Source organism: Streptomyces sp. NPDC054794 (genome assembly GCF_053611585.1).
This window is the reverse complement of record NZ_JBSHAQ010000005.1, coordinates 44586-65431: the sequence shown is the minus strand read 5'-3', so window position 1 is coordinate 65431 and position 20846 is coordinate 44586. Positions and strand designations below refer to the sequence as shown.

Sequence of the window (20846 nt, the reverse complement as noted above, 5' to 3'; positions counted from 1 at the left end):
CATGAACGGTCTGTCCACCGTCCTGATCGTCGTCGGCCTCTTCCTCGTCGGCGGCATCATCTCCTTCGTGAAGCAGAAGATGCCGACGAGCCTGATCGTGCTGCTCTCGATCGGCGCCGCGATGTGCCTCGTCGCGGGTGTCATGCGGCTGGAGGTGTGGAATTGAGCGCACCCAAGAACGTCGTGGTCTTCGACTACGGCTTCGGCAACGTCCGCTCCGCCGAGCGCGCCCTCGCGCGCGCGGGGGCCGACGTCGAGATCACGCGTGACTTCGACAAGGCCATGAACGCCGACGGACTGCTGGTGCCGGGCGTCGGCGCCTTCGCCGCCTGCATGCGCGGCCTGCGCGAGGCCCGCGGCGACTGGGTCATCGACCGCCGGCTGTCCGGCGGCCGCCCGGTCATGGGCATCTGTGTCGGCATGCAGATCCTGTTCGCCCGCGGCATCGAGCACGGTGTTCAGACCGAGGGCCTCGACGAGTGGCCCGGCTCGGTCGAGCCGCTCCAGGCCGACGTCGTGCCCCACATGGGCTGGAACACCGTGGACGTGGCGGCCGGCTCCGAGCTGTTCGCCGGCCTCGACACGGACGCGCGCTTCTACTTCGTGCACTCCTACGCCGTCCACGACTGGACCCTTCAGACGCACAACGCGGCGATGCGGGCCCCCAAGGTGACCTGGTCGACGCACGGCAAGCCGTTCGTGGCCGCCGTGGAGAACGGCGCCCTGTGGGCCACGCAGTTCCACCCCGAGAAGTCCGGCGACGCCGGAGCCCAGCTCCTCACCAACTGGATCGGAACCCTGTGAGCAAGCTCGAACTCCTCCCCGCCGTCGACGTCCGCGACGGCCAGGCCGTCCGTCTCGTGCACGGCGAGTCCGGGACGGAAACGTCGTACGGCTCCCCGCTGGAGGCCGCCCTCGCCTGGCAGCGCTCGGGCGCCGAGTGGCTGCACCTGGTCGACCTGGACGCCGCCTTCGGCACCGGTGACAACCGCGAGCTGATCGCCGAGGTCGCGGGGGCGATGGACATCAAGGTGGAACTGTCCGGAGGCATCCGCGACGACGCCTCCCTGGCGGCCGCTCTGGCGACGGGCTGCACCCGGGTGAACCTGGGCACCGCCGCCCTGGAGACCCCGGAGTGGGTCGCCAAGGTCATCGCCGAGCACGGCGACAAGATCGCGGTCGGCCTCGACGTGCGCGGCACGACCCTGCGCGGCCGCGGCTGGACCCGGGACGGCGGCGACCTCTACGAGACGCTGGAGCGCCTCGACAAGGAGGGCTGCGCGCGCTACGTCGTCACCGACATCGCCAAGGACGGCACGCTCCAGGGCCCCAACCTGGAGCTGCTGAAGAACGTCTGCGCCGTGACCGACCGTCCGGTCGTGGCTTCCGGCGGCGTGTCGTCCCTGGACGACCTGCGCGCCATCGCCGAGCTGGTACCCCTCGGTGTCGAGGGCTCCATCGTCGGGAAGGCCCTGTACGCGAAGGCGTTCACCCTGGAAGAGGCCTTGGAGGCTGTGTCGTCATGACGTCCGATGCCGTACGGCGTGTGCAGAGCGGAAGTCCCTGGGAAGAGAGCTTCGGTTTCGCGCGCGCCGTCGCGGCGGGCGACCGTGTGCTGGTGGCCGGCACGTCGTCCTTCAAGGGCCGCGTGCTGTACGGCGAGGGCGACCCGTACGAACAGGCGAAGGTGGCCTTCGCCGCCGCGCTCGACGCGATCGCCGAGTTCGGGCTCGGTCCGGAGTCGGTGATCCGGACCCGGATGTACCTGTCCCATCTGAGGGACGTCGACGAGGCGGGCCGCGCCCACAAGGAACTGTTCGACTCCGTGCGCCCCGTCTCGACTTTGCTGGTCGTGGAGGGGTTCGTCGACCCGCGCATCCTGGTCGAAGTGGAATTGGAAGCCTTCCGGGGCTAGAGGCATTCAGAGGCATCGAAGGAGCCGTGGATTCATGACCCTGGCGGTCCGAGTCATCCCCTGCCTGGACGTGGACAACGGCCGGGTCGTCAAGGGCGTCAACTTCCAGAACCTGCGCGACGCGGGCGACCCCGTCGAGATGGCGAAGGTGTACGACGCCGAGGGCGCCGACGAGCTGACGTTCCTGGACATCACCGCGTCCTCGGGCAACCGTGAGACCACCTACGACGTGGTGCGGCGCACCGCGGAGCAGGTGTTCATCCCGCTGACGGTCGGCGGCGGCGTACGCACCGCCGAGGACGTCGACAAGCTGCTGCGCGCGGGCGCGGACAAGGTGGGCGTGAACACGGCCGCCATCGCCCGCCCCGAGCTGATCCGCGAGATCGCCGAGCGCTTCGGCCGTCAGGTGCTGGTGCTGTCGGTGGACGCGCGCCGCACCCCTTCCCACGACGGCTCGTCCGGCTCGTTCGAGGTGACCACCCACGGCGGCCGCCGCGGCACCGGGATCGACGCGGTCGAATGGGCGCACCGGGCGGCCGATCTGGGCGCGGGGGAGATCCTGCTGAACTCCATGGACGCGGACGGCACGAAGGACGGCTACGACCTGGAGATGATCGCGGCCGTGCGGGGGCACGTGAGCGTCCCGGTCATCGCCTCCGGTGGCGCGGGCCGGCTCGCGCACTTCCCGCCCGCCGTCGCCGCCGGCGCCGACGCGGTGCTCGCGGCCTCCGTCTTCCACTTCGGCGACCTGCGGATCGGCGAGGTCAAGCAGACGCTGCGGGAGGCGGGCCACCCGGTGCGCTGACGCCGCGCAGGGCCCGGGCCCCGGTCACCGGTGGTGGCCGGGGCCTTTTCGCGGGCGGATGCGAAAGGAAAGTTGCGCAAAATTCGTTGCGCAACACTTCTTTCGTATCTAGTCTCGGGGCATGGCGAGCGAAGAGAACCGTCGGATCACCGACGTGGGGACGCTGAAGGCCCTCGCACATCCGTTGCGGGCGAACCTGTACCGGCTGCTGTGCGTCGAGCGGGTGGCCACGGCGTCACAGCTCGCCGAGCACGTGGACGAGGCCGTGTCCCTGGTCAGCTACCACCTGCGCAAGCTCGCCGAGCACGGGCTGATCGAGGAGGCGCGGCCGCAGACCGCGGACGGACGAGAGCGCTGGTGGCAGCCCGCCTCGGACGGGGTGAGCATCCGCAACGAGGACTTCCGGGGCGAACCGGCGAAGGCCGCGGCCCACCTGGCGGCCACCCGCCTCTTCCACGACCAGCGCGCCGACCGCTACCACCGCTACCTGGACGAGCGCCCCACCTGGCCCGCCGAGTGGAACACCGCGTCCGTGGACAACGAGTCCTGGATGCGCCTGACCCCCGCGGAACTCACCGCGCTGAAGCGGGAGCTGGAGGCGCTCCTGCGCAAGTACGACGAGCAGGGCCGGGCCGCCGAAGAAGCGGGCGGCACCGAAGCGCGCCAACACGTCGCGCTGTACGTGTACGGGTTCCCCTTCCGCGTCTGAGAGAGGCCACCACCGTGACCGCCGTGTCCGAGACACCCGTCATACCCGTCGGACAGCACGCCCCGCACCGCCCCGCCCACCGCGACCCCAACGTGCTGCGCTGGCTCGGCGCCTACGCCTCCTCGATGGTCGGCGACAACGTCTACTACCTCGCCCTGGCCTGGGCCGCCGTACAGGCCGGGTCGCCCGCGCAGGCCGGGATCGTGATGTCGGTCAGCGCGCTGCCCCGGGCCGTGCTGATGCTGGCCGGGGGCGTGATCGCCGACCGGTGGGGGCCGCGCCGGGTCGTCATCGGCAGCGACGCGGTGCGTTGCGCGGCCGTCCTCGCGGTGGCCGCGCTGCTCTTCCTCACCAGCCCCGGCCTGTGGCCGCTGGCCCTGCTCGCCCTGGTCTTCGGCACCGTCGACGCCGTGTTCATGCCCGCCGTGGGCGCACTCCCGGCACGGATCACCGGCACGGACCAGCTGGCCCGCGTCCATGGCATGCGCGGCCTCGCGATCCGCTTCGCGAGCATCGTCGGCGCCCCACTCGGCGGCCTCGGCGTGGCACTCGGCGGCGCGGCGAGCGCGTTCGCCCTCGCGGGCCTCCTCATCTCGATATCGGTACCGCTGCTCATGTCGGTACGCGTCCGCGACCTGCCCGCCGCAGACGCTGCCGCCGCCCCTCGCGGCACCCCCTGGAGCGACCTGGCCGCCGGGCTGCGGTACATCCGTGGGCACCGGGTACTGGCACCGCTCATGCTGGCCATCGCCCTCGGTGACTTCGGGTTCGTCGGTCCGCTGAACGTCGGGCTGACCCTGCTGGCGGACCAGCGGGGCTGGGGCGCCTCGGGGATGGGCGCGGTGCTCGCCGGGTTCGGCGCCGGGGCCGGCGCCATCTCGCTGCTGCTGACCGTCCGGGGGCGGCTCCCGCGCGCGGGACTGGTGGCCGGGTACGCGATCCTCACGGGCTCCGTCGCGATCGGCGCCCTCGCCTTCGTCCCCTCACTCGCCGCGGCCGTCGGGGTCGCCCTGCTCGTCGGACTCCTCGCGGGCCTCAGCGGCGCCATGTGCGGCGCCCTGCTCCAGACCCAGTCCGACGCCGCCTACCTGGGCCGCGTCACCGCCGTCTCCGGCCTGGTCAGCCTCGGCCTCGCCCCGCTGAGCATGCCCGTCGCGGCCGCCGCGATCGAGGCCTGGGGACTCGGCCCGGTCTACGTCGTCAGCGCCGCCGTCTGCGGGCTCGGCGGCGTCGTCGCCCTGGCCGTCCCGGCCCTGCGCCGCGCCGAGCTGCCGCACTGACGCTCACCCCTTGGGCTGAGCCAGCTGCACCAGGTTGCCGCAGGTGTCGTCGAGCACGGCCGCGATCACCGGACCTTGCTCCTGCGGCTCGTGGGTGAACCGCACTCCCAGGCCCCGCAGCCGTTCGTACTCCGCACGGATGTCGTCCACGGAGAAGACGATGCACGGCAGCCCCGCCTCGTACAGCGCCCGGCGGTACGGCTCCGCGATGGGGCCGTCGCCCGGCTCCAGCAGCAGCTGGAGGTCCGGCTGGGCCCCGCCGGACGCGCCGACCGTGATGAACAGCGTGCCGCCGCCCAGGTCCAGACGAGTGCGGGTCTCGAAGCCGAGCACGTCCGTGTAGAAGGCATGGGCCTTCGCCACGTCGTCGACGTACACGCCGGTCATCGCGACCTTGATCATGGGGAGTCCTCTCAGATGCCCAGCTGCTTCGACTCGTGCAGCTTGGCGATCGCGTTCTCGTCGCCCTCCAGCTCCACCTTCGCCGCGTTCTGCCGGCCGAACACGAACAGCAGCAGCTCCGACGGCTCGCCCGTCACCGTCACGACCGGCGAGCCCCGGTGCGCGACGGCCGTCTGACCGTCCGGGCGCCGCAGCACCAGACCCGTCGGGGAACGCCGGCCCAGCAGGCGGGCGGTGCGCTCCAGACGGGACCACAGGGCGTCCTGGAAGACCGGGTCCAGCTCGCGAGGCGTCCAGTCGGGGTGGGCGCGGCGGACGTCCTCGGTGTGGACGTAGAACTCCACCGTGTTGGTCGCCTCGTCGATCTGCTTGAGCTGGAAGGGCGAGAACCGCGGCGGGCCGGTACGGATCAGCTGGATCAGCTCCTCGTACGGCTTCGCCGCGTACTCCTCCATCACCTTTTCGAGGCGCGGGGCGAGCGGCTTGATCAGAGCGCCCCCGGCGGCGTCCGGCCGGCGCTCGCGCACCACCACGTGCGCGGCCAGGTCACGGGTCCGCCAGCCCACGCACAGGGTCTCGGCGTCGGGGCCGGCGGTTTCCAAGAGGTCGGCGAACAGGAGCCGTTCACGCTTGGCGAAGGTCGACATACCGTCAGCCTACGACCAGGCCCCGGGTCCGCCCAGCGACACGGTGCCGTCCGCGCGGCCCCGGGTCCGCCCTGTGGACACGTCCGTCACTGTCGGTGCGGCGCGGCACAATGGCACCCATGACCAGTACGACCGGTACGCCCCGGCCCAGCAGCCTCGACCCGGAGATCGCCGTGCGCCTCACGCGCAGCGCCGACGGACTCCTCCCCGCCATCGCCCAGCAGTACGACACCGGAGAGGTGCTCATGCTCGGCTGGATGGACGACGAGGCGCTGCACCGCACGCTCACCACCGGCCGCTGCACGTACTGGTCGCGCAGCCGCCAGGAGTACTGGGTCAAGGGCGACACCTCCGGGCACGTCCAGTGGGTCAAGTCCGTCGCCCTCGACTGCGACGCCGACACCGTGCTGGTCAAGGTCGACCAGGTGGGCGCCGCCTGCCACACCGGCGCGCGCACCTGTTTCGACGAGGACGTCCTCCTCAAGGACGCCGATTCCGGCCCGGCCGCCCAGGATCAGTAAGGTCAGCCGCCATGGACCTCGAAGCGTTCCGCAAGCTCGCCACCGACCGCCGGGTCATCCCGGTCACCCGCAAGCTCCTCGCCGACGGCGACACCCCGGTCGCGCTGTACCGCAAGCTCGCCGCCGAGCGCCCCGGCACCTTCCTGCTGGAGTCCGCGGAGAACGGCCGCACGGCGTTTCAATGGTCTCGCTACTCCTTCATCGGCGTGCGCTCCGCCGCGACCCTGACCGCGCGGAACGGCCAGGCCCACTGGCTGGGCGCCCCGCCCGTCGGCGTCCCCGTCGACGGCGACCCGCTGGCGGCCCTGCGGGCCACGATCGAGACGCTGCACACCCCGCACCAGGAGGGCATGCCGCCCTTCACCGGCGGCATGGTCGGCTACCTCGGGTACGACATCGTGCGCCGCCTGGAGAAGATCGGCCCCGGCGAGCGGGACGACCTGAAGCTCCCCGAGCTGACCATGCTGCTCACCAGCGACCTGGCCGTCATGGACCACTGGGAGGGCTCCGTCCTGCTGATCGCCAACGCGATCAACCACAACGACCTCGACACCGGCGTCGACGAGGCGTACGCGGACGCCGTGGCCCGCCTGGACGCCATGGAGGCGGACCTGTCCCGGCCCGTCGCCCAGCCCCCCGCCGTCCTCCCGCCCTCCGAGCTCCCCGCCTACACGGCGCTGTGGGGTGGCCCCGACTTCCAGGAGGCCGTCGAGGACATCAAGGAGCGCATCCGCGCGGGCGAGGCCTTCCAGGTCGTCCCGTCCCAGCGCTTCGAGACGCCGTGCACGGCGAGCGCGCTGGACGTCTACCGGGTCCTCAGGGCGACGAACCCCTCCCCGTACATGTACCTGTTCCGCTTCGACGGATTCGACGTCGTCGGATCGTCCCCCGAGGCCCTCGTCAAGGTCGAGGACGGGCAGGCCATGGTCCACCCCATCGCCGGCACCCGGCACCGCGGCGCCACCCCGCAGGAGGACCAGGCCCTCGCCGACGAACTGCTCGCCGACCCCAAGGAGCGCGCCGAGCACCTGATGCTCGTCGACCTCGGCCGCAACGACCTCGGACGGGTCTGCGAGCCAGGCTCGGTCGAGGTCGTGGACTTCATGTCCATCGAGCGGTACTCGCACGTCATGCACATCGTCTCGACGGTCACCGGGCAGGTCGCCGCGGGCCGCACCGCCTTCGACGTCCTCACCGCCTGCTTCCCGGCGGGCACCCTCTCCGGCGCCCCCAAGCCCCGGGCGATGCAGATCATCGACGAACTCGAACCCTCCCGGCGCGGCCTGTACGGCGGCTGCGTGGGCTACCTCGACTTCGCGGGCGACTCCGACACGGCCATCGCCATCCGTACGGCCCTGCTGCGCGACGGCACCGCCTACGTCCAGGCGGGCGCGGGCATCGTCGCCGACTCCGACCCGGTCGCCGAGGACCAGGAGTGCCGCAACAAGGCGGCGGCGGTCCTCAGAGCCGTGCACACGGCCAACCGCCTGGGCACGTCGGGCCGGTAGGGCGAGTCTCACGCGAACCCCGGGTGACGGTTCGCCCGGGGTTCAGGCGATAGTGGACTACGTGACTGCTGTTCCTCACCCCCGTTCCGAAGCCGCTGGACCCGCGCGGGCCGGCCGCCGCAGCCTCGCCGTCGCCCTGTTGTGCGGTGCGCTCGGCGCGGCCGTGGCGCTGCTGGCCACCCGGCAGCGCTGGTCGGAAGGCACCGCGACGGTGGCCGGCGGCGCCTTCCCGCTGACCGCCAAGGGCAGCGACGTCACGGGCGTCCCCGCGGCCCTCGCCATAGTGGGCCTCGCCGCGCTCGTCGCCGTCTTCGCCGTCCGCCGGGCCGGCCGCCTCCTGGTCGCCGGGCTCCTCGCGCTCAGCGGCGTCGGCATCGTCGCCGCGGCGTTGACCGGCGCCTCCGACAGCTCCGCGCTGGACGACAAGGCCGCCCGGACCACCGGTGACACCTCCGCCACGGTCGCCGCGCTCTCCCACACCGCCTGGCCCTACGTCACGGCGGCCGGCGGTGCGCTGATCCTGCTCGCCGGGCTCCTCGCGCTGCGCTACGGCCGCCTGTGGCCCGCCATGTCGGGCCGCTACGAGCGCGGTACCACGCGCCCGCGCCGGACGGCCGCGGCCGCCGCCGACCCCGACCGCCCCGAGGAGCTCTGGAAGGCCCTGGACCGGGGCGAGGACCCGACCGGGGCGTGACCGCCGGGTCGCGGTCCGGTCGAGGTCCGGTCGGGATCCCGATGTGGCGAAACAGACGCGACCCGAGCTCACGGCAGCCACTCGCGTACTGGACAATGGACCGTGAGCGTCCGGCTCACACACGCAAAGCAACGAGCACGCAATCTGCACTGAGGAGCAAGCAATGGCGGGCAGCAGCCACGGACACACCCCGGCCGCCTGGACCGGTGTCACCATCGCCTTCATCGGTTTCTGCGTCGCGGGCGCGTTCATGGTGATGGCCCAGCCGCTGGGCTTCTGGGCCGGCATGGTCATCGTCGCGCTCGGCGGTGTCGTCGGCGCCGCCATGCGCTCCATGGGCCTCGGCCAGCCGAAGGAGGCCCACACCGCGGGCCACGTCGCGCCGGCCGCCACGCCGGAGCCCGTCGGCGTCGAGGGCTGATCGGTACGTCTTCCGCCTGAGGGGCGGTCCGGCACCACCGGGTGCCGGGCCGCCCCTCACGCGCGCGTGCGGCGGGTACGGGGCAGAATGCGAGGCGTGAACGCCGACAGTGCTCAGGGAGTGAGATCCCCCGCCGCCCTCGCGGGGCGGCTCGCCGTCCCCGTCGGCCTGCTCGCGGCCGCCGCCGGGGCCTTCGCGTACGTCGGGACCGTCGACCCCAACGAGCCCGGCCACTACCCGGTGTGCCCCCTGTACGCCTACACGGGCCTGTACTGCCCCGGCTGCGGCGGACTGCGCAGCGCGCACGCCTTCGTCCACGGGGACCTCCTCACCGCCCTCCAGGACAACGCGGCGGCCGTGGCCGGCTTTCTCGGCGGCGCGGTGCTCTGGACCGTCTGGGTGGTCGCCGCGGTCCGTGGCCGTCGGCCGCGGTTCACGCTCGATCCGGTGTACCTGTGGAGCCTGGGAGCGTTGTTCCTGGCCTTCACCGTTGTCCGGAACCTGTCCTTCGGTGGCTGGCTGCATCCTTGATCACCTAGCGAATGTCCAGGTAGTGGGACCGCCGTCGGCCGGATGCGAAGCGAGCCCCGTCCTGCGGATACCATGACTTGACCATGGGTTTTCAACCCTGAAAGAACAACCGTCTGGAAGGGGGCCGCTCGCGTGAGTGTGCTCGACGAGATCATCGACGGAGTCCGTGCCGACCTTGCGGAACGGCAGGCGCGCGTCAGCCTCGACGAGCTCAAGGAGCGCGCGGCGAAGGCTCCCGCCGCCAAGGACGGGTTGGCCGCGCTGCGCGGTGACGGCGTCAAGGTGATCTGCGAGGTCAAGCGCTCCAGCCCGTCCAAGGGCGCGCTGGCCGCGATCGCCGACCCGGCGGGACTCGCCGCCGACTACGAGGCGGGCGGCGCCGCCGTCATCTCCGTGCTGACCGAGCAGCGGCGCTTCGGCGGCTCGCTGGCCGACCTGGAGGCTGTCCGCGCCCGCGTGGACATCCCGGTGCTGCGCAAGGACTTCATCGTCACGTCGTACCAGCTGTGGGAGGCCCGGGCGTACGGCGCCGACCTCGCGCTGCTGATCGTGGCGGCCCTCGACCAGGCGGCGCTGGAGTCGCTGATCGAGCGTGCCGTCTCCATCGGCCTCACCCCGCTCGTAGAGGTGCACGACGAGGACGAGGTCGAGCGCGCGGTGGACGCGGGCGCCAAGGTCATCGGCGTCAACGCGCGCAACCTGAAGACGCTGGAGGTCGACCGCGGCACCTTCGAGCGCGTCGCGCCGGAGATCCCCGCCGGCATCATCAAGATCGCCGAGTCCGGCGTCCGCGGCCCGCACGACCTCATCGCCTACGCCAACGCGGGCGCCGACGCGGTTCTGGTCGGCGAGTCCCTCGTCACCGGGCGCGACCCGAAGACGGCGGTCGCCGATCTGGTGGCCGCGGGGGCGCATCCCGCGCTGCGACACGGGCGCAGCTGATCACCCGGTAGGCTTGGGCCCGATGACTCCCACGACGACCGACCCGGCCCCCCGGGACCCGTACGCCCGCCTCGCCCGAGGCTGCCGCCCCCGCGGCTGCCGGGCCCCGGCGCGACGCGTCCACGGGCGGCGGGTCCGGTACGTCATAGGGGACGAGCCGGGCCAGGTCAACGGCATGCGATGGCGCGCACCCGCGTGCGCGTGCCCTGCGGCAGGCTGAGCCGTCTCTCCCACGGAGCGTTCCGACCGTGACCGTTCACCGTCACGCCGGAGGAACGACCGGGGCGAAGGCGTGCCCACCGCGGAGCGGCGCCTGCGGCGCACGGGCCCGGCTGCGGCGAGGATCGCCTGCGGCGCCTGATCGGCTGAGGCGGATGCGTGCCTGCGGTGGGGAAATAGTGGTTCGCTGCGGCGGAGGGCTGTCGGCTGCGGCGGATGTTCGGCTCCGGCCGAGCGCTCCACCCGGACGGTACCCACGTCACCGGCTCTGTCGGCCCCCATGGCACCGACCGTTCCCGACGGCACCGGCCCCACCAAGGGCACTGGGCTGACGGACGGCGCCCATGGCAGCCAACGGCTCCGACCGGCGCCTGCGGCTCCGACGGCACCCGTTGCAGCGACGGCGTCACGGCACCGGCCCACCAGCGCCAACGGCACCAGCCCGCCAATGCCACCAACGGCACCGGCCCACCATCGGCACCGACGGCACCAGCCGCCGACGAAGCCCACGGCACCGGCCAACCGGCGGAGCCCACCGCGGTGTCGGCCCGGTCGAGGCAGTGGTTCCTCGCCTCTGCCGGCGCTGCGGGTGGGCGGGCGAACGCCCCAGGGACAGCACGCGCACGCAGACGAGTCACCCCAAGTCGACACCAACCCCGGGGCCACGCCCCTGCGAGGTAGAGGTATCCGTATGCCCAGCGAGTTCTTCATCCCCGACCCGGAGGGTCACGTCCCCAGCGCCGAGGGCTACTTCGGCGCGTACGGCGGCAAGTTCATCCCGGAGGCCCTCGTCGCCGCCGTGGACGAGGTCGCCGTCGAGTACGACAAGGCGAAGGCCGACCCCGAGTTCGCCCGCGAGCTCGACGACCTCCTCGTCAACTACACCGGCCGCCCCAGCGCCCTGACGGAGGTGCCGAGGTTCTCCGAACACGCCGGCGGCGCCCGGGTGTTCCTCAAGCGCGAGGACCTCAACCACACTGGCTCGCACAAGATCAACAATGTGCTCGGCCAGGCCCTCCTCACCAAGCGGATGGGCAAGACCCGCGTCATCGCGGAGACCGGCGCCGGCCAGCACGGCGTCGCCACCGCCACCGCCTGCGCGCTCTTCGGCCTCGAATGCACCATCTACATGGGCGAGATCGACACCCGGCGCCAGGCGCTCAACGTCGCCCGCATGCGCATGCTCGGCGCCGAGGTCGTCGCGGTGAAGTCCGGCAGCCGCACGCTCAAGGACGCCATCAACGAGGCGTTCCGCGACTGGGTCGCCAACGTCGACCACACCCACTACCTCTTCGGGACCGTCGCCGGCCCCCACCCCTTCCCGGCCATGGTCCGCGACTTCCACCGCGTGATCGGCGTCGAGACCCGCCGCCAGCTCCTGGAGCGCGCCGGCCGCCTCCCCGACGCCGCGATCGCCTGCGTCGGCGGCGGCTCCAACGCCATCGGCCTCTTCCACGCCTTCATCCCGGACACCGGCGTACGCCTCATCGGCTGCGAACCGGCCGGGCACGGCGTCGAGACCGGCGAGCACGCGGCCACCCTGACCGCGGGCGAGCCCGGCATCCTGCACGGCTCCCGGTCCTACGTCCTGCAGGACGAGGAGGGCCAGATCACCGAGCCGTACTCGATCTCGGCCGGTCTGGACTACCCGGGCATCGGCCCGGAGCACTCCTACCTCAAGGACAGCGGCCGCGGCGAGTACCGCGCGATCACCGACGACGCCGCGATGCAGGCCCTGCGCCTGCTCTCGCGCACCGAGGGCATCATCCCGGCGATCGAGAGCGCCCACGCGCTCGCCGGTGCCCTGGAGGTCGGCAGGGAGCTGGGCAAGGACGGGCTGATCGTCATCAACCTGTCCGGCCGCGGCGACAAGGACATGGACACGGCCGCGCGCTACTTCGGCCTGTACGACAACGGCGTGGACGCCGAGGTGGCCGCCGACGCGGACAGCGACACCGCCGAGATCGAGGGGGACGCCAAGTGAGCGGGAACATCAACCTGTTGACCGACACCCTCGCGGCCGCGAAGGCCGAGGGCCGGTCCGCGCTCATCGCCTACCTCCCGGCCGGGTTCCCGACCGTGGACGGCGGCATCGAGGCGATCAAGGCCGTCCTGGACGGCGGCGCGGACGTCGTCGAGGTCGGGCTGCCGCACAGCGACCCGGTCCTCGACGGCCCGGTCATCCAGACCGCCGACGACATCGCCCTGCGCGGCGGAGTCAAGATCGCGGACGTCATGCGCACGGTCCGCGAGGCATACGAGGCGACCGGCAGGCCGATCCTCGTCATGACGTACTGGAACCCGATCGACCGCTACGGCGTCGAGCGCTTCACCGCCGAGCTCGCCGAGGCGGGCGGCGCGGGCTGCATCCTGCCCGACCTGCCGGTGCAGGAGTCGGCGCTGTGGCGGGAGCACGCCGAGAAGCAGGGGCTCGCGACGGTCTTCGTGGTCGCGCCCAGCAGCAAGGACGAGCGGCTCGGCAAGATCACCGCGGCGGGCAGCGGCTTCGTCTACGCCGCCTCGCTGATGGGCGTCACCGGCACCCGCGAGTCGGTCGGCGCGCAGGCGCAGGACCTGGTGCGGCGCACCCGGGCGACCGGCACCGACCTGGCCGTCTGCGTCGGCCTCGGCGTCTCCAACCGCGCCCAGGCCGCCGAGGTGGCCGGCTTCGCCGACGGCGTGATCGTCGGCTCGGCCTTCGTGAAGCGGATGCTGGACGCGCCGGACGACGCGGCCGGCGTGGAAGCGGTCCGCGAGCTGGCCGGAGAACTGGCGAAGGGCGTGCGCGGCCAGGCGTAACGGCACAGCACGGGATCATTCGGTCACTCGAACGAGTGGACCTGGGACCGGGGAGGCGCGCTGCGCCTCCCCGGTTCGTTCTGGGGGTGTGAGCGAGAAGAACCGTGACGAAAAGCGCACCGCCCGGGAGCGGCTGGCGGTCGAGCGCGAGAAGCAGAAGGCCGCGGAGAGGCGTCGGCGCACGCTGATCGTGGGCGCGAGCGTCATCTGCGTCCTGGGCCTCGCGGCGGTGATCGGCGTGATCGCCGCGAACGCGGGGAAGAAGAGCGGCTCGGGCCCCGCCGTGGCGCCCTCGGGCGCGCAGGGCAAGGACGGCCTCGCGATCCCGGTCGGCGAGGACGGCGCCAAGTCGACGCTCACCGTGTGGGAGGACTTCCGCTGTCCGGCCTGCCAGGCCTTCGAGACGGCGTACCGCCCGACGCTGCACGAGCTGACCGACGCCGGCAAGCTCAGAGTGGAGTACCACCTGGTCCGGCTCATCGACGGCAATCTCGGCGGCACCGGCTCCCTCCGCGCGGCGAACGCCGCGGCCTGCGCCCAGGACGCCGGAAAGTTCCGCGACTTCCACGACGTGCTGTACGCGAACCAGCCCAAGGAGACGGACGACGCCTTCGCGGACAATGCCAAGCTGATCGAGCTGGCGGGCAAGGTCCCGGGCCTGGACACCCCGGCCTTCCGCGGCTGTGTCAACGACGGCAAGCACGACAGCTGGGTCGACAAGTCCCAGGCGGCCTTCCGGACCGGCGGCTTCAGCAGCACGCCGACGGTGCTGCTGAACGGGAAGGATGTCTACCGGGAGCTGACCCCGGCGAAGCTGAAGCAATTGGTCGAGCAGGCCGCCCAGGGGTAAGTGAATCTCACGTTCCCGTTATGGACCCGTTGCCGGGCTGCTTGCCGTCTGTCCGGCCCGGCACGGTAGCGTCGACCTTGCCATGGAACTTGCCTACATTCCCAGCCCGTCGCGCGGGGTCCTGCACCTCGGCCCGATTCCGCTGCGCGGCTACGCCTTCTGCATCATCATCGGTGTCTTCGTCGCCGTCTGGCTCGGCAACAAGCGCTGGATCGCGCGCGGTGGCCGGGCCGGCACGGTCGCGGACATCGCGGTCTGGGCCGTGCCCTTCGGCCTGGTCGGCGGCCGGCTCTACCACGTCATCACGGACTACGAGCTGTATTTCAGCGAGGGCCGTGACTGGGTCGACGCCTTCAAGGTGTGGGAGGGCGGCCTCGGTATCTGGGGCGCGATCGCGCTCGGCGCGGTGGGCGCCTGGATCGGCTGCCGGCGCCGGGGCATCCCGCTGCCCGCGTACGCCGACGCCATCGCGCCCGGCATCGCCTTCGCGCAGGCCATCGGCCGCTGGGGCAACTGGTTCAACCAGGAGCTGTACGGGCGCGAGACGCACGTTCCCTGGGCGCTGCACATCACCTCCTCCGAGGGCGGCCGGGTGCCGGGCTACTACCACCCGACCTTCCTCTACGAGTCCCTGTGGTGCGTCGGCGTCGGCTTCCTGGTGATCTGGGCCGACCGCCGCTTCAAGCTGGGCCACGGCCGGGCGTTCGCCCTGTACGTCGCCGCGTACTGCGTGGGCCGCGGCTGGATCGAGTACATGCGCGTCGACGACGCCCACCACATCCTGGGCCTCCGCCTCAACGACTGGACCGCGATCATCGTGTTCCTGCTCGCGGTGACCTACATCGTGGTGTCGTCGAAGAAGCGGCCGGGCCGTGAGGCCGTGGTCGAGCCGGGTGCCGCCGACGGCGAGGCGGTGACCGGGTACGGGGACGACACCGCGCCGGAGCCGCAGGACGCCACGGACGAGCCCGCGGCCGAAGCCGACACGGCATCCGACGCGGGATCCGACCCGGAAGCCGACGGGGACGCCGCGGACGCCGCCGAGGCGAAGGACGAGGCCGGCTCGGCGAGCAAGAAGAGCTGACCGCCGGCTCCCGTACGACGGCGAGGGCGCCCGGTGTGTTCCGGGCGCCCTCGCCGTATGTCCTGGCCCTGTACGGGGCCGCGGGGCCGGGAGGCTCAGTCGCGGCGGGTCAGGGACAGGGTCCGCTGGGCCGCCGCCACCACCGCCGCGTCGATGAAGCGTCCGTCCGGCAGGGCCTGGGCGCCCAGTTCCGTCGTCGCCGCCTTGATGATCGTCTCAGCCTGTTCGATCTCCTGTTCCGTGGGGAGGTAGGCCCGCTCGATGGTCGGGAGCTGCCGGGGGTGGATGGCGGCGCGGCCGAGGAAGCCGAGGGCGCGGCCGCGGGCGCAGGAGGCGGCGAGGCCCTCCAGGTCGCGGATGTCGGGGTGGACGGACTGCGGCGGCGGGGCGAGCCCGGCCGCCCGCGCGGCCACCACGACCCGCGAGCGGCACCAGTCCAGGCCGGCCTCCTCCCGTACGCCCAGGTCGGCCCGCAGGTCCGCCTCGCCGAGGGAGATGCCCCGCAGGGCCGCGTGCGCGGAGGCGATGGCGTAGGCGTGCTCGATGCCCAGGGCCGATTCGAGGAGCGCGTACAGCGGGAGCCCGGTGCTCTCCGCGACGCGCACCACCTCGGCTGCGGCCGTCACCTTGGGCAGCCGCAGCCCGGACACGCCCGGCAGCGCGGCCATGGCCAGCAGATCGTCCGCCGCCCACGGCCCGTCCAGGGCATTGACCCGGACATGGACCCGGGCCGGCTGCCGCTCGGCCAGCAGTTCCGCCGTCGCCGCGCGGGCGTACGCCTTGCGGTCGGGGGCGACCGCGTCCTCCAGGTCGATCACCACGACGTCCGCACCGCAGGCCAACGCCTTGGCGACCACGTGCGGGCGGTCGCCGGGGACGTACAGCCAGGTCAGCGGGAAGGGGATCACAGGGCGCCCTCCGCGCGCAGGGCGGCGAGGTCCGCCGGCGTCAGGCCCAGCTCGGTCAGGACGGCCTCGGTGTCCGCGCCGTGCGGGCGGCCCGCCCAGCGGATCGCGCCGGGCGTGGCGGACAGCCGGAAGAGGACGTTCTGCATGCGCAGTCGGCCCAGCTCGGGGTCGTCGACGGCGGTGACGGTGTCGAGGGCCTGGTACTGCGGGTCCGTGAGCACGTCCCGTACGTCCTGGACGGGGGCCACGGCCGCCTCCGCCTTCTCGAAGGCCGCGAGGACCTCGTCGCGGGTGCGGGTGGCGATCCAGCCGCCGACCGCCTCGTCGAGGACGTCGGCGTGCGCGGCCCTCTCGGCACCCGTCGCGAACCACGGCTCCTCGGTCAGCTCGGGGCGGCCGACCAGGTGCATCACGCGCTCGGCGATCGACTGCGCGGACGTGGACACGGCGACCCAGGTGCCGTCCGCCGTGCGGTAGGTGTTGCGCGGGGCGTTGTTGGCGGACCGGTTGCCGGTGCGCTCCTGCACGTAACCGAGCTGGTCGTACCAGGTCGGCTGCGGGCCGAGGACCGTCAGGATCGGCTCGATGATCGCCATGTCGACGACCTGTCCCTCGCCGGTGCGCTCCCGGGCGGCGAGCGCCGTCATCACCGCGTAGGCCGTGGCCAGGCCCGCGATGGAGTCGGCGAGCCCGAAGGGCGGCAGCGTGGGAGGCGCGTCCGGCTCCCCGGTGATCGCCGCGAAGCCGCTCATCGCCTCGGCCAGGGTGCCGAAGCCGGGGCGGTGCGCGTACGGGCCGAACTGACCGAAGGCGGTGACCCGGGTCAGGATCAGCCGCGGGTTGGCGGCGGACAGTTCCGCCCAGCCCAGGTCCCACTTCTCCAGGGTGCCGGGCCGGAAGTTCTCGACGATCACGTCGGCGGTGGCGGCCAGCCGCAGCAGGGTGGCGCGGCCGCCGGGCTTGGACAGGTCGAGGGTGATGGTGCGCTTGTTGCGGCCGAGCAGCTTCCACCACAGGCCGATGCCGTGCTTCGAGGGGCCGTGGCCGCGGGACGGGTCGGGCTTGGCCGGATGCTCGACCTTGATCACCTCGGCGCCGAAGTCGCCGAGCAGGGTGGCCGAGAGGGGACCGGCGAAGAGCGTGGCGAGATCCAGGACGCGCAGGCCGCTGAGGGGCTGTGGGGTGCTCATGCGGTGTACAGCGCCTCGATCTCCGGGCGGTACGGCATCGACACCGACGCCCCCTCCCGCTGTACGGAGATGGCGGCCGCCGCGGCCGCCCAGTGCAGCGCCTCCCGGATCGGCCGCTCCTCGGCGAGCGCCACCGCGAGCGCGCCGGCGAAGGTGTCGCCCGCGCCCGTCGAGTCCACGGCGTCCACCTGCGGCGCCGGGCAGACGAGCGGTTCGGTGCCCCGGGCCAGATAGAGGCTGCCGGTCGGGCCGAGGGTGACGACCACCTCCGGCACCTGGACGAGCAGGACGGCCGCCGCCTCGCGCGGGTCGAGGGCGCCGCTGAGGGCCGCGGCCTCGTGCTCGTTCGGGACCAACAGGTCCGTGACGGCGAGGAGTTCGGGCGGCAGCGGACGGGCGGGGGAGGGCGTGAGGACCGTACGGACGCCGTGCCGGCGCGCGGCCTCCGCGCCCGCGACGACCGCGGCCATGGGGATCTCCAGTTGCAGGAGCAGCATGTCGGCGGAGGCGATCACGCCCTCGTCGCCGGGGGAGAGGTGGTCCACGGTGCCGTTCGCGCCGGGGATCACCACGATCGAGTTGCCGCCCTCGTCGTCCACGACGATGTGCGCGGTGCCCGAGGGGCCCGGCACCGTGCGCAGCGAGTCGGTGTCCACGCCGGAGTGCTCCAGGGTGTCGCGCAGCCGGACGCCGTAGGCGTCGTTGCCGACCGCGCCGATCATCGAGACCGTCGCGCCCGCCCGGGCCGCGGCGATCGCCTGGTTGGCGCCCTTGCCGCCGGGGACCGTACGGAACTCCCGTCCCGTCACGGTCTCCCCGCGCTGCGGAGCCCTCTCGACGTACGCGACGAGGTCCATGTTCAAGCTGCCGAGTACGGCGATATGGGTCATGGGCGGGTCGCCTCCAGGTGCGTGAGGTGGGCGAGGGTGTCGAAGCCGGTGCCGTCGAAGTCGGCGACGGAGGTGGCCAGCCGGTTCTTCAACGGGGTGGTCCAGCGGTCGGGCAGGGCGGCGGGCGACCCGGCGAGGAGGCCGGCGACGCTGCCCGCCGTGGCGCCGTTGGAGTCGGTGTCCCAGCCGCCCGACACCGCACGGCAGACGGACCCGGTGAAGTCGCCGTCCGCGTGGGTGAGGGCGGCGGCGATCAGGGCGGTGTTGGGGACGGCGTGGACCCAGTGGTGGGTGGGGGAGTGGCGGGCGTGCAGCGCGTCCACCACGTCGTCGAAGTCCTCGTGGGCCCGGGCCAGTTCGACGGCGTGGTCGACGGCCGCGGCCAGGCGTGAGCGGGGCGGGATCACCGTGCGGCCGGTGCGCAGGCAGGCGTGCACGTCCTGGGTGCCGGTGGCCGCGACGGCGATGGTGGCCGCGACGAACATCGCCGCGTAGACGCCGTTCGCGGTGTGGGTGAGCGTGGCGTCGCGGTGCGCCTGTTCGGCGGCGGCCGCCGGGTCGCCCGGGTTGGTCCAGCCGTGCACGTCCGCGCGGATCAGGGCGCCGATCCATTCCCGGAAGGGGTTGCGGTGGCGGGCGGTGCGCGGGGGCTCGATGCCGGTGAGGAGGTTGCGGTAGGCGATGCGCTCGGCGGTGAAGGCGCGGCCCGCCGGGAGCTCGTCGAGCCAGAGCGCGGCCACGTCGGTGGTGGTGAAGTGCCGGCCGTGGCGGCCGAGCAGGAGGAGGTTGAGCAGGGGGTAGTTGAGGTCGTCGTCCTCCGGCATGCCGTCGATGTTCTCGGCGAGGGAGGTGGCCGCCGAGCGGCGGTTCCAGGGGTGGGCCGCGAGGAGCTCCCCGGGAACGCCGCGGGCGGTGAACCAGGTGGTCAGGGGCCAGTTCCCGGCGGCGCGGGCGAGCGCGCGGATGCCGTCCAGCGGGAGTTTCTCAACCGGTTTGCCCAGCAGACAGCCGGCCGCCCGGCCGAGCCAGGCGGCTTCGAGGGCGCGGGGGCCGGGGACCTCACGGACGGCGGCCGCCTCCGGCCAGTCCGGACACAGCGCCTTGATCCGCGCCAGGCTCGTCGGCTCCCGCTCGGACAACGTGCCGGGCAGGTCGACCAGTTCGTCCAGCAGGTCCTCCGCCAGCAGCCGCAGATAGGGTGACGCCCGCCGCGCCGAGGCTCCCGCCCGCTCCGGAGCCTCCTCGCCGCCCGCCGCCCGCCAGCGCGCCGCGATCGCCGAGGGCTCGCGGCCGTCCTGGCGGGCCTGGCGCAGTTCGTGGCCCACGAGGTCCTCCGGCTGGACCCACGTCAGGCGGAGCATGCGGGACCCCCGAGCCGCTCGACGGCCCGCTCGTGCGTGCGCCGCCGCCGTACGTCCCGCTCGAAGACCTCCCGAGTGACCTCGGTGAGGACGCGCGCGGGCTCCCACAGATCCAGGCGGCTCGCCTCGGCCACCGTCTTCGACCAGTCCTCCGGGACCGGGGAGCCCAGGGCGCCCGCCAGAGCCCCGGCCATCGTCGCGGTCGAGTCGCAGTCCCGGCCGTAGTTGACCGCCCCGAGGACCGCCCGGCGGTAGTCGCCGCCGGAGACGAGCAACATGCCGAGAGCGACGGGGAGTTCCTCGATCGCGTGCAGGCGGGAGGGGCGGCGGGCGGCCAGGGAGGGGGCGCGGTAGTCGGGGCCGACCGTGTCGTAGGGGGCCACCGCCTCGCGCAGCGGCGCGAGCGCCGACTCGAACTCGGTGTATCCGGCGGCCACTTCGCAGACCCGCTCGATGGCCGACCGGGTCCCGTCCTTCGCCAGGGACAGACACGCGGCCACCACCGAGTCCGGCGTCGCGTCCGGCGTCGTCGCCGCCGCGACCGCCGCCGCGAAGACGCCCGCCGCCTCACGGCCGTACGACGACTGGTGCGCGCCCGCGACGTCCAGCGCCTCGGCGTACGCGCCCGCCGGGTTGGCCGCGTTGACCAGGCCGACGGGGGCCATGTACATCGCCGCGCCGCAGTTGACGATGTTGCCGGTGCCGGCCTCGCGGGGGTCCAGGTGACCGTACGCCAGCCGCGCCACCAGCCACTTCTCGGCGAGGAAGATCCGCTGCAACGGGAGTGCCTCGGCCTGAAGTTCCGGGATCCAGCGTGGGTTCGTCATCAGGTCCGGGACCAGGTGGTCGGCGATCGCGTAGGCGTCGAGGTGGTCGCGGACCCGCGCGTACACCCGGACCAGCGCGTGGGTCATCAGGGTGTCGTCGGTGACGTGGCCGTCGCCCTTGTGGTACGGGGCGATGGGGCGGGCCGTGCGCCAGGCGTCGCCGTTCCAGGGGCCGACGATCCCGGTGACACGACCCCCGTGGCGTTCCAGGATCTGGTCGGGGGAGTAGCCCTCGACGGGGCCGCCGAGGGCGTCGCCGACGGCCGCTCCGACGAGTGCTCCGGTGATCCGTTCGTCCAGGCCGGCGCCGCTTTTTTCTTGTGCTTTGGGCGTCATGCCCCGA

At 73.0% G+C, this 20846-nt stretch carries 25 protein-coding genes; 18 read left to right on the top strand and 7 right to left on the bottom strand.

What is annotated here, in order from left to right; all coding sequences use genetic code 11:
- The first annotated feature begins 1 nt into the window (after position 1).
- From ACWGKT_RS06685 to ACWGKT_RS06655, 7 genes are all read left to right on the top strand, one after another.
- The gene (locus ACWGKT_RS06685; protein WP_046729563.1) at positions 2–166 is read left to right on the top strand and encodes a hypothetical protein; all 165 of its coding nucleotides are present in this window, start codon (positions 2–4) and stop codon (positions 164–166) included.
- Positions 163–804, top strand: coding sequence for an imidazole glycerol phosphate synthase subunit HisH (hisH, locus tag ACWGKT_RS06680; RefSeq protein WP_356140695.1), 642 nt, complete (start codon positions 163–165; stop codon positions 802–804). The genes ACWGKT_RS06685 and hisH overlap by 4 nt, the downstream gene beginning before the upstream one ends.
- Positions 801–1526, top strand: coding sequence for a bifunctional 1-(5-phosphoribosyl)-5-((5-phosphoribosylamino)methylideneamino)imidazole-4-carboxamide isomerase/phosphoribosylanthranilate isomerase PriA (gene priA, locus ACWGKT_RS06675; protein ID WP_235456479.1), 726 nt, complete (start codon positions 801–803; stop codon positions 1524–1526). The genes hisH and priA overlap by 4 nt, the downstream gene beginning before the upstream one ends.
- On the top strand, positions 1523–1915 hold the full coding sequence (locus tag ACWGKT_RS06670) for a Rid family hydrolase (protein ID WP_235456480.1): 393 nt from the start codon (positions 1523–1525) through the stop codon (positions 1913–1915). Before priA ends, ACWGKT_RS06670 begins: the two co-directional genes overlap by 4 nt.
- Positions 1916–1949: 34 nt before the next feature.
- Positions 1950–2720 carry an imidazole glycerol phosphate synthase subunit HisF gene (gene hisF / locus ACWGKT_RS06665; RefSeq protein ID WP_356140691.1) on the top strand — a complete coding sequence of 257 codons (771 nt, stop codon included), beginning with the start codon at positions 1950–1952 and terminating at the stop codon, positions 2718–2720.
- A 121-nt stretch (positions 2721–2841) separates the two neighbouring features.
- Complete coding sequence (locus ACWGKT_RS06660) at positions 2842–3429, top strand: ArsR/SmtB family transcription factor (protein WP_453272765.1); 588 nt, start codon at positions 2842–2844, stop codon at positions 3427–3429.
- 23 nt (positions 3430–3452) lie between these two features.
- Complete coding sequence (locus ACWGKT_RS06655) at positions 3453–4709, top strand: MFS transporter (RefSeq protein WP_453272764.1); 1257 nt, start codon at positions 3453–3455, stop codon at positions 4707–4709.
- Positions 4710–4712: 3 nt separating this feature from the next.
- Here ACWGKT_RS06655 and ACWGKT_RS06650 read toward each other — a convergent pair whose 3' ends face one another.
- Positions 4713–5111 carry a VOC family protein gene (locus tag ACWGKT_RS06650; protein ID WP_453272763.1) on the bottom strand — a complete coding sequence of 133 codons (399 nt, stop codon included), beginning with the start codon at positions 5109–5111 and terminating at the stop codon, positions 4713–4715.
- Positions 5112–5122: 11 nt separating this feature from the next.
- Positions 5123–5758, bottom strand: a complete 636-nt coding sequence (locus tag ACWGKT_RS06645; protein ID WP_453272762.1) for a TIGR03085 family metal-binding protein — start codon at positions 5756–5758, stop codon at positions 5123–5125.
- 119 nt (positions 5759–5877) lie between these two features.
- Between ACWGKT_RS06645 and hisI the strand changes: the two genes are divergently transcribed.
- The 11 genes from hisI (at position 5878) to lgt (ending at position 15327) form a co-directional block, all read left to right on the top strand.
- Complete coding sequence (hisI, locus tag ACWGKT_RS06640) at positions 5878–6279, top strand: phosphoribosyl-AMP cyclohydrolase (protein WP_453272761.1); 402 nt, start codon at positions 5878–5880, stop codon at positions 6277–6279.
- Positions 6280–6290: 11 nt separating this feature from the next.
- Positions 6291–7787: an anthranilate synthase component I gene (locus ACWGKT_RS06635; protein WP_453272760.1), complete on the top strand. Its 1497-nt coding sequence runs from the start codon at positions 6291–6293 to the stop codon at positions 7785–7787.
- Positions 7788–7839: 52 nt separating this feature from the next.
- Positions 7840–8481, top strand: a complete 642-nt coding sequence (locus ACWGKT_RS06630; protein WP_453272759.1) for a TIGR02234 family membrane protein — start codon at positions 7840–7842, stop codon at positions 8479–8481.
- A 163-nt stretch (positions 8482–8644) separates the two neighbouring features.
- Positions 8645–8902: an HGxxPAAW family protein gene (locus tag ACWGKT_RS06625; protein WP_356140677.1), complete on the top strand. Its 258-nt coding sequence runs from the start codon at positions 8645–8647 to the stop codon at positions 8900–8902.
- An 87-nt stretch (positions 8903–8989) separates the two neighbouring features.
- Positions 8990–9433 carry a DUF2752 domain-containing protein gene (locus ACWGKT_RS06620; protein WP_453272758.1) on the top strand — a complete coding sequence of 148 codons (444 nt, stop codon included), beginning with the start codon at positions 8990–8992 and terminating at the stop codon, positions 9431–9433.
- A gap of 132 nt (positions 9434–9565) precedes the next feature.
- On the top strand, positions 9566–10375 hold the full coding sequence (gene trpC / locus ACWGKT_RS06615; protein WP_453272757.1) for an indole-3-glycerol phosphate synthase TrpC: 810 nt from the start codon (positions 9566–9568) through the stop codon (positions 10373–10375).
- Positions 10376–10397: 22 nt separating this feature from the next.
- Complete coding sequence (gene trpM, locus ACWGKT_RS06610; protein ID WP_356140671.1) at positions 10398–10595, top strand: tryptophan biosynthesis modulator TrpM; 198 nt, start codon at positions 10398–10400, stop codon at positions 10593–10595.
- A 690-nt stretch (positions 10596–11285) separates the two neighbouring features.
- Positions 11286–12578: a tryptophan synthase subunit beta gene (gene trpB, locus ACWGKT_RS06605; RefSeq protein WP_453272756.1), complete on the top strand. Its 1293-nt coding sequence runs from the start codon at positions 11286–11288 to the stop codon at positions 12576–12578.
- Positions 12575–13393: a tryptophan synthase subunit alpha gene (gene trpA, locus ACWGKT_RS06600; RefSeq protein WP_356140667.1), complete on the top strand. Its 819-nt coding sequence runs from the start codon at positions 12575–12577 to the stop codon at positions 13391–13393. The genes trpB and trpA overlap by 4 nt, the downstream gene beginning before the upstream one ends.
- An 88-nt stretch (positions 13394–13481) precedes the next feature.
- Entirely contained in the window at positions 13482–14243 is a 762-nt protein-coding gene (locus tag ACWGKT_RS06595; protein ID WP_453272755.1) for a DsbA family protein, read from the top strand.
- An 82-nt stretch (positions 14244–14325) separates the two neighbouring features.
- On the top strand, positions 14326–15327 hold the full coding sequence (lgt, locus tag ACWGKT_RS06590; RefSeq protein ID WP_453272754.1) for a prolipoprotein diacylglyceryl transferase: 1002 nt from the start codon (positions 14326–14328) through the stop codon (positions 15325–15327).
- 95 nt (positions 15328–15422) lie between these two features.
- On the opposite strand, the gene ACWGKT_RS06585 is transcribed toward lgt, so the two are convergent.
- Genes ACWGKT_RS06585 through ACWGKT_RS06565 form a run of 5 tightly spaced genes read right to left on the bottom strand, consistent with a single transcriptional unit; the run spans position 15423 to position 20839 of the window.
- Complete coding sequence (locus tag ACWGKT_RS06585; RefSeq protein ID WP_453272753.1) at positions 15423–16235, bottom strand: HpcH/HpaI aldolase/citrate lyase family protein; 813 nt, start codon at positions 16233–16235, stop codon at positions 15423–15425.
- Entirely contained in the window at positions 16232–17425 is a 1194-nt protein-coding gene (locus tag ACWGKT_RS06580) for a CaiB/BaiF CoA transferase family protein (protein WP_235456510.1), read from the bottom strand. The genes ACWGKT_RS06585 and ACWGKT_RS06580 overlap by 4 nt, the downstream gene beginning before the upstream one ends.
- On the bottom strand, positions 17422–18315 hold the full coding sequence (rbsK, locus tag ACWGKT_RS06575; protein WP_356140658.1) for a ribokinase: 894 nt from the start codon (positions 18313–18315) through the stop codon (positions 17422–17424). Before rbsK ends, ACWGKT_RS06580 begins: the two co-directional genes overlap by 4 nt.
- The gene (locus tag ACWGKT_RS06570) at positions 18312–19676 is read right to left on the bottom strand and encodes an ADP-ribosylglycohydrolase family protein (protein WP_356140656.1); all 1365 of its coding nucleotides are present in this window, start codon (positions 19674–19676) and stop codon (positions 18312–18314) included. Before ACWGKT_RS06570 ends, rbsK begins: the two co-directional genes overlap by 4 nt.
- Positions 19664–20839, bottom strand: a complete 1176-nt coding sequence (locus tag ACWGKT_RS06565) for an ADP-ribosylglycohydrolase family protein (RefSeq protein ID WP_356140654.1) — start codon at positions 20837–20839, stop codon at positions 19664–19666. Before ACWGKT_RS06565 ends, ACWGKT_RS06570 begins: the two co-directional genes overlap by 13 nt.
- Positions 20840–20846: the final 7 nt, after the last annotated feature.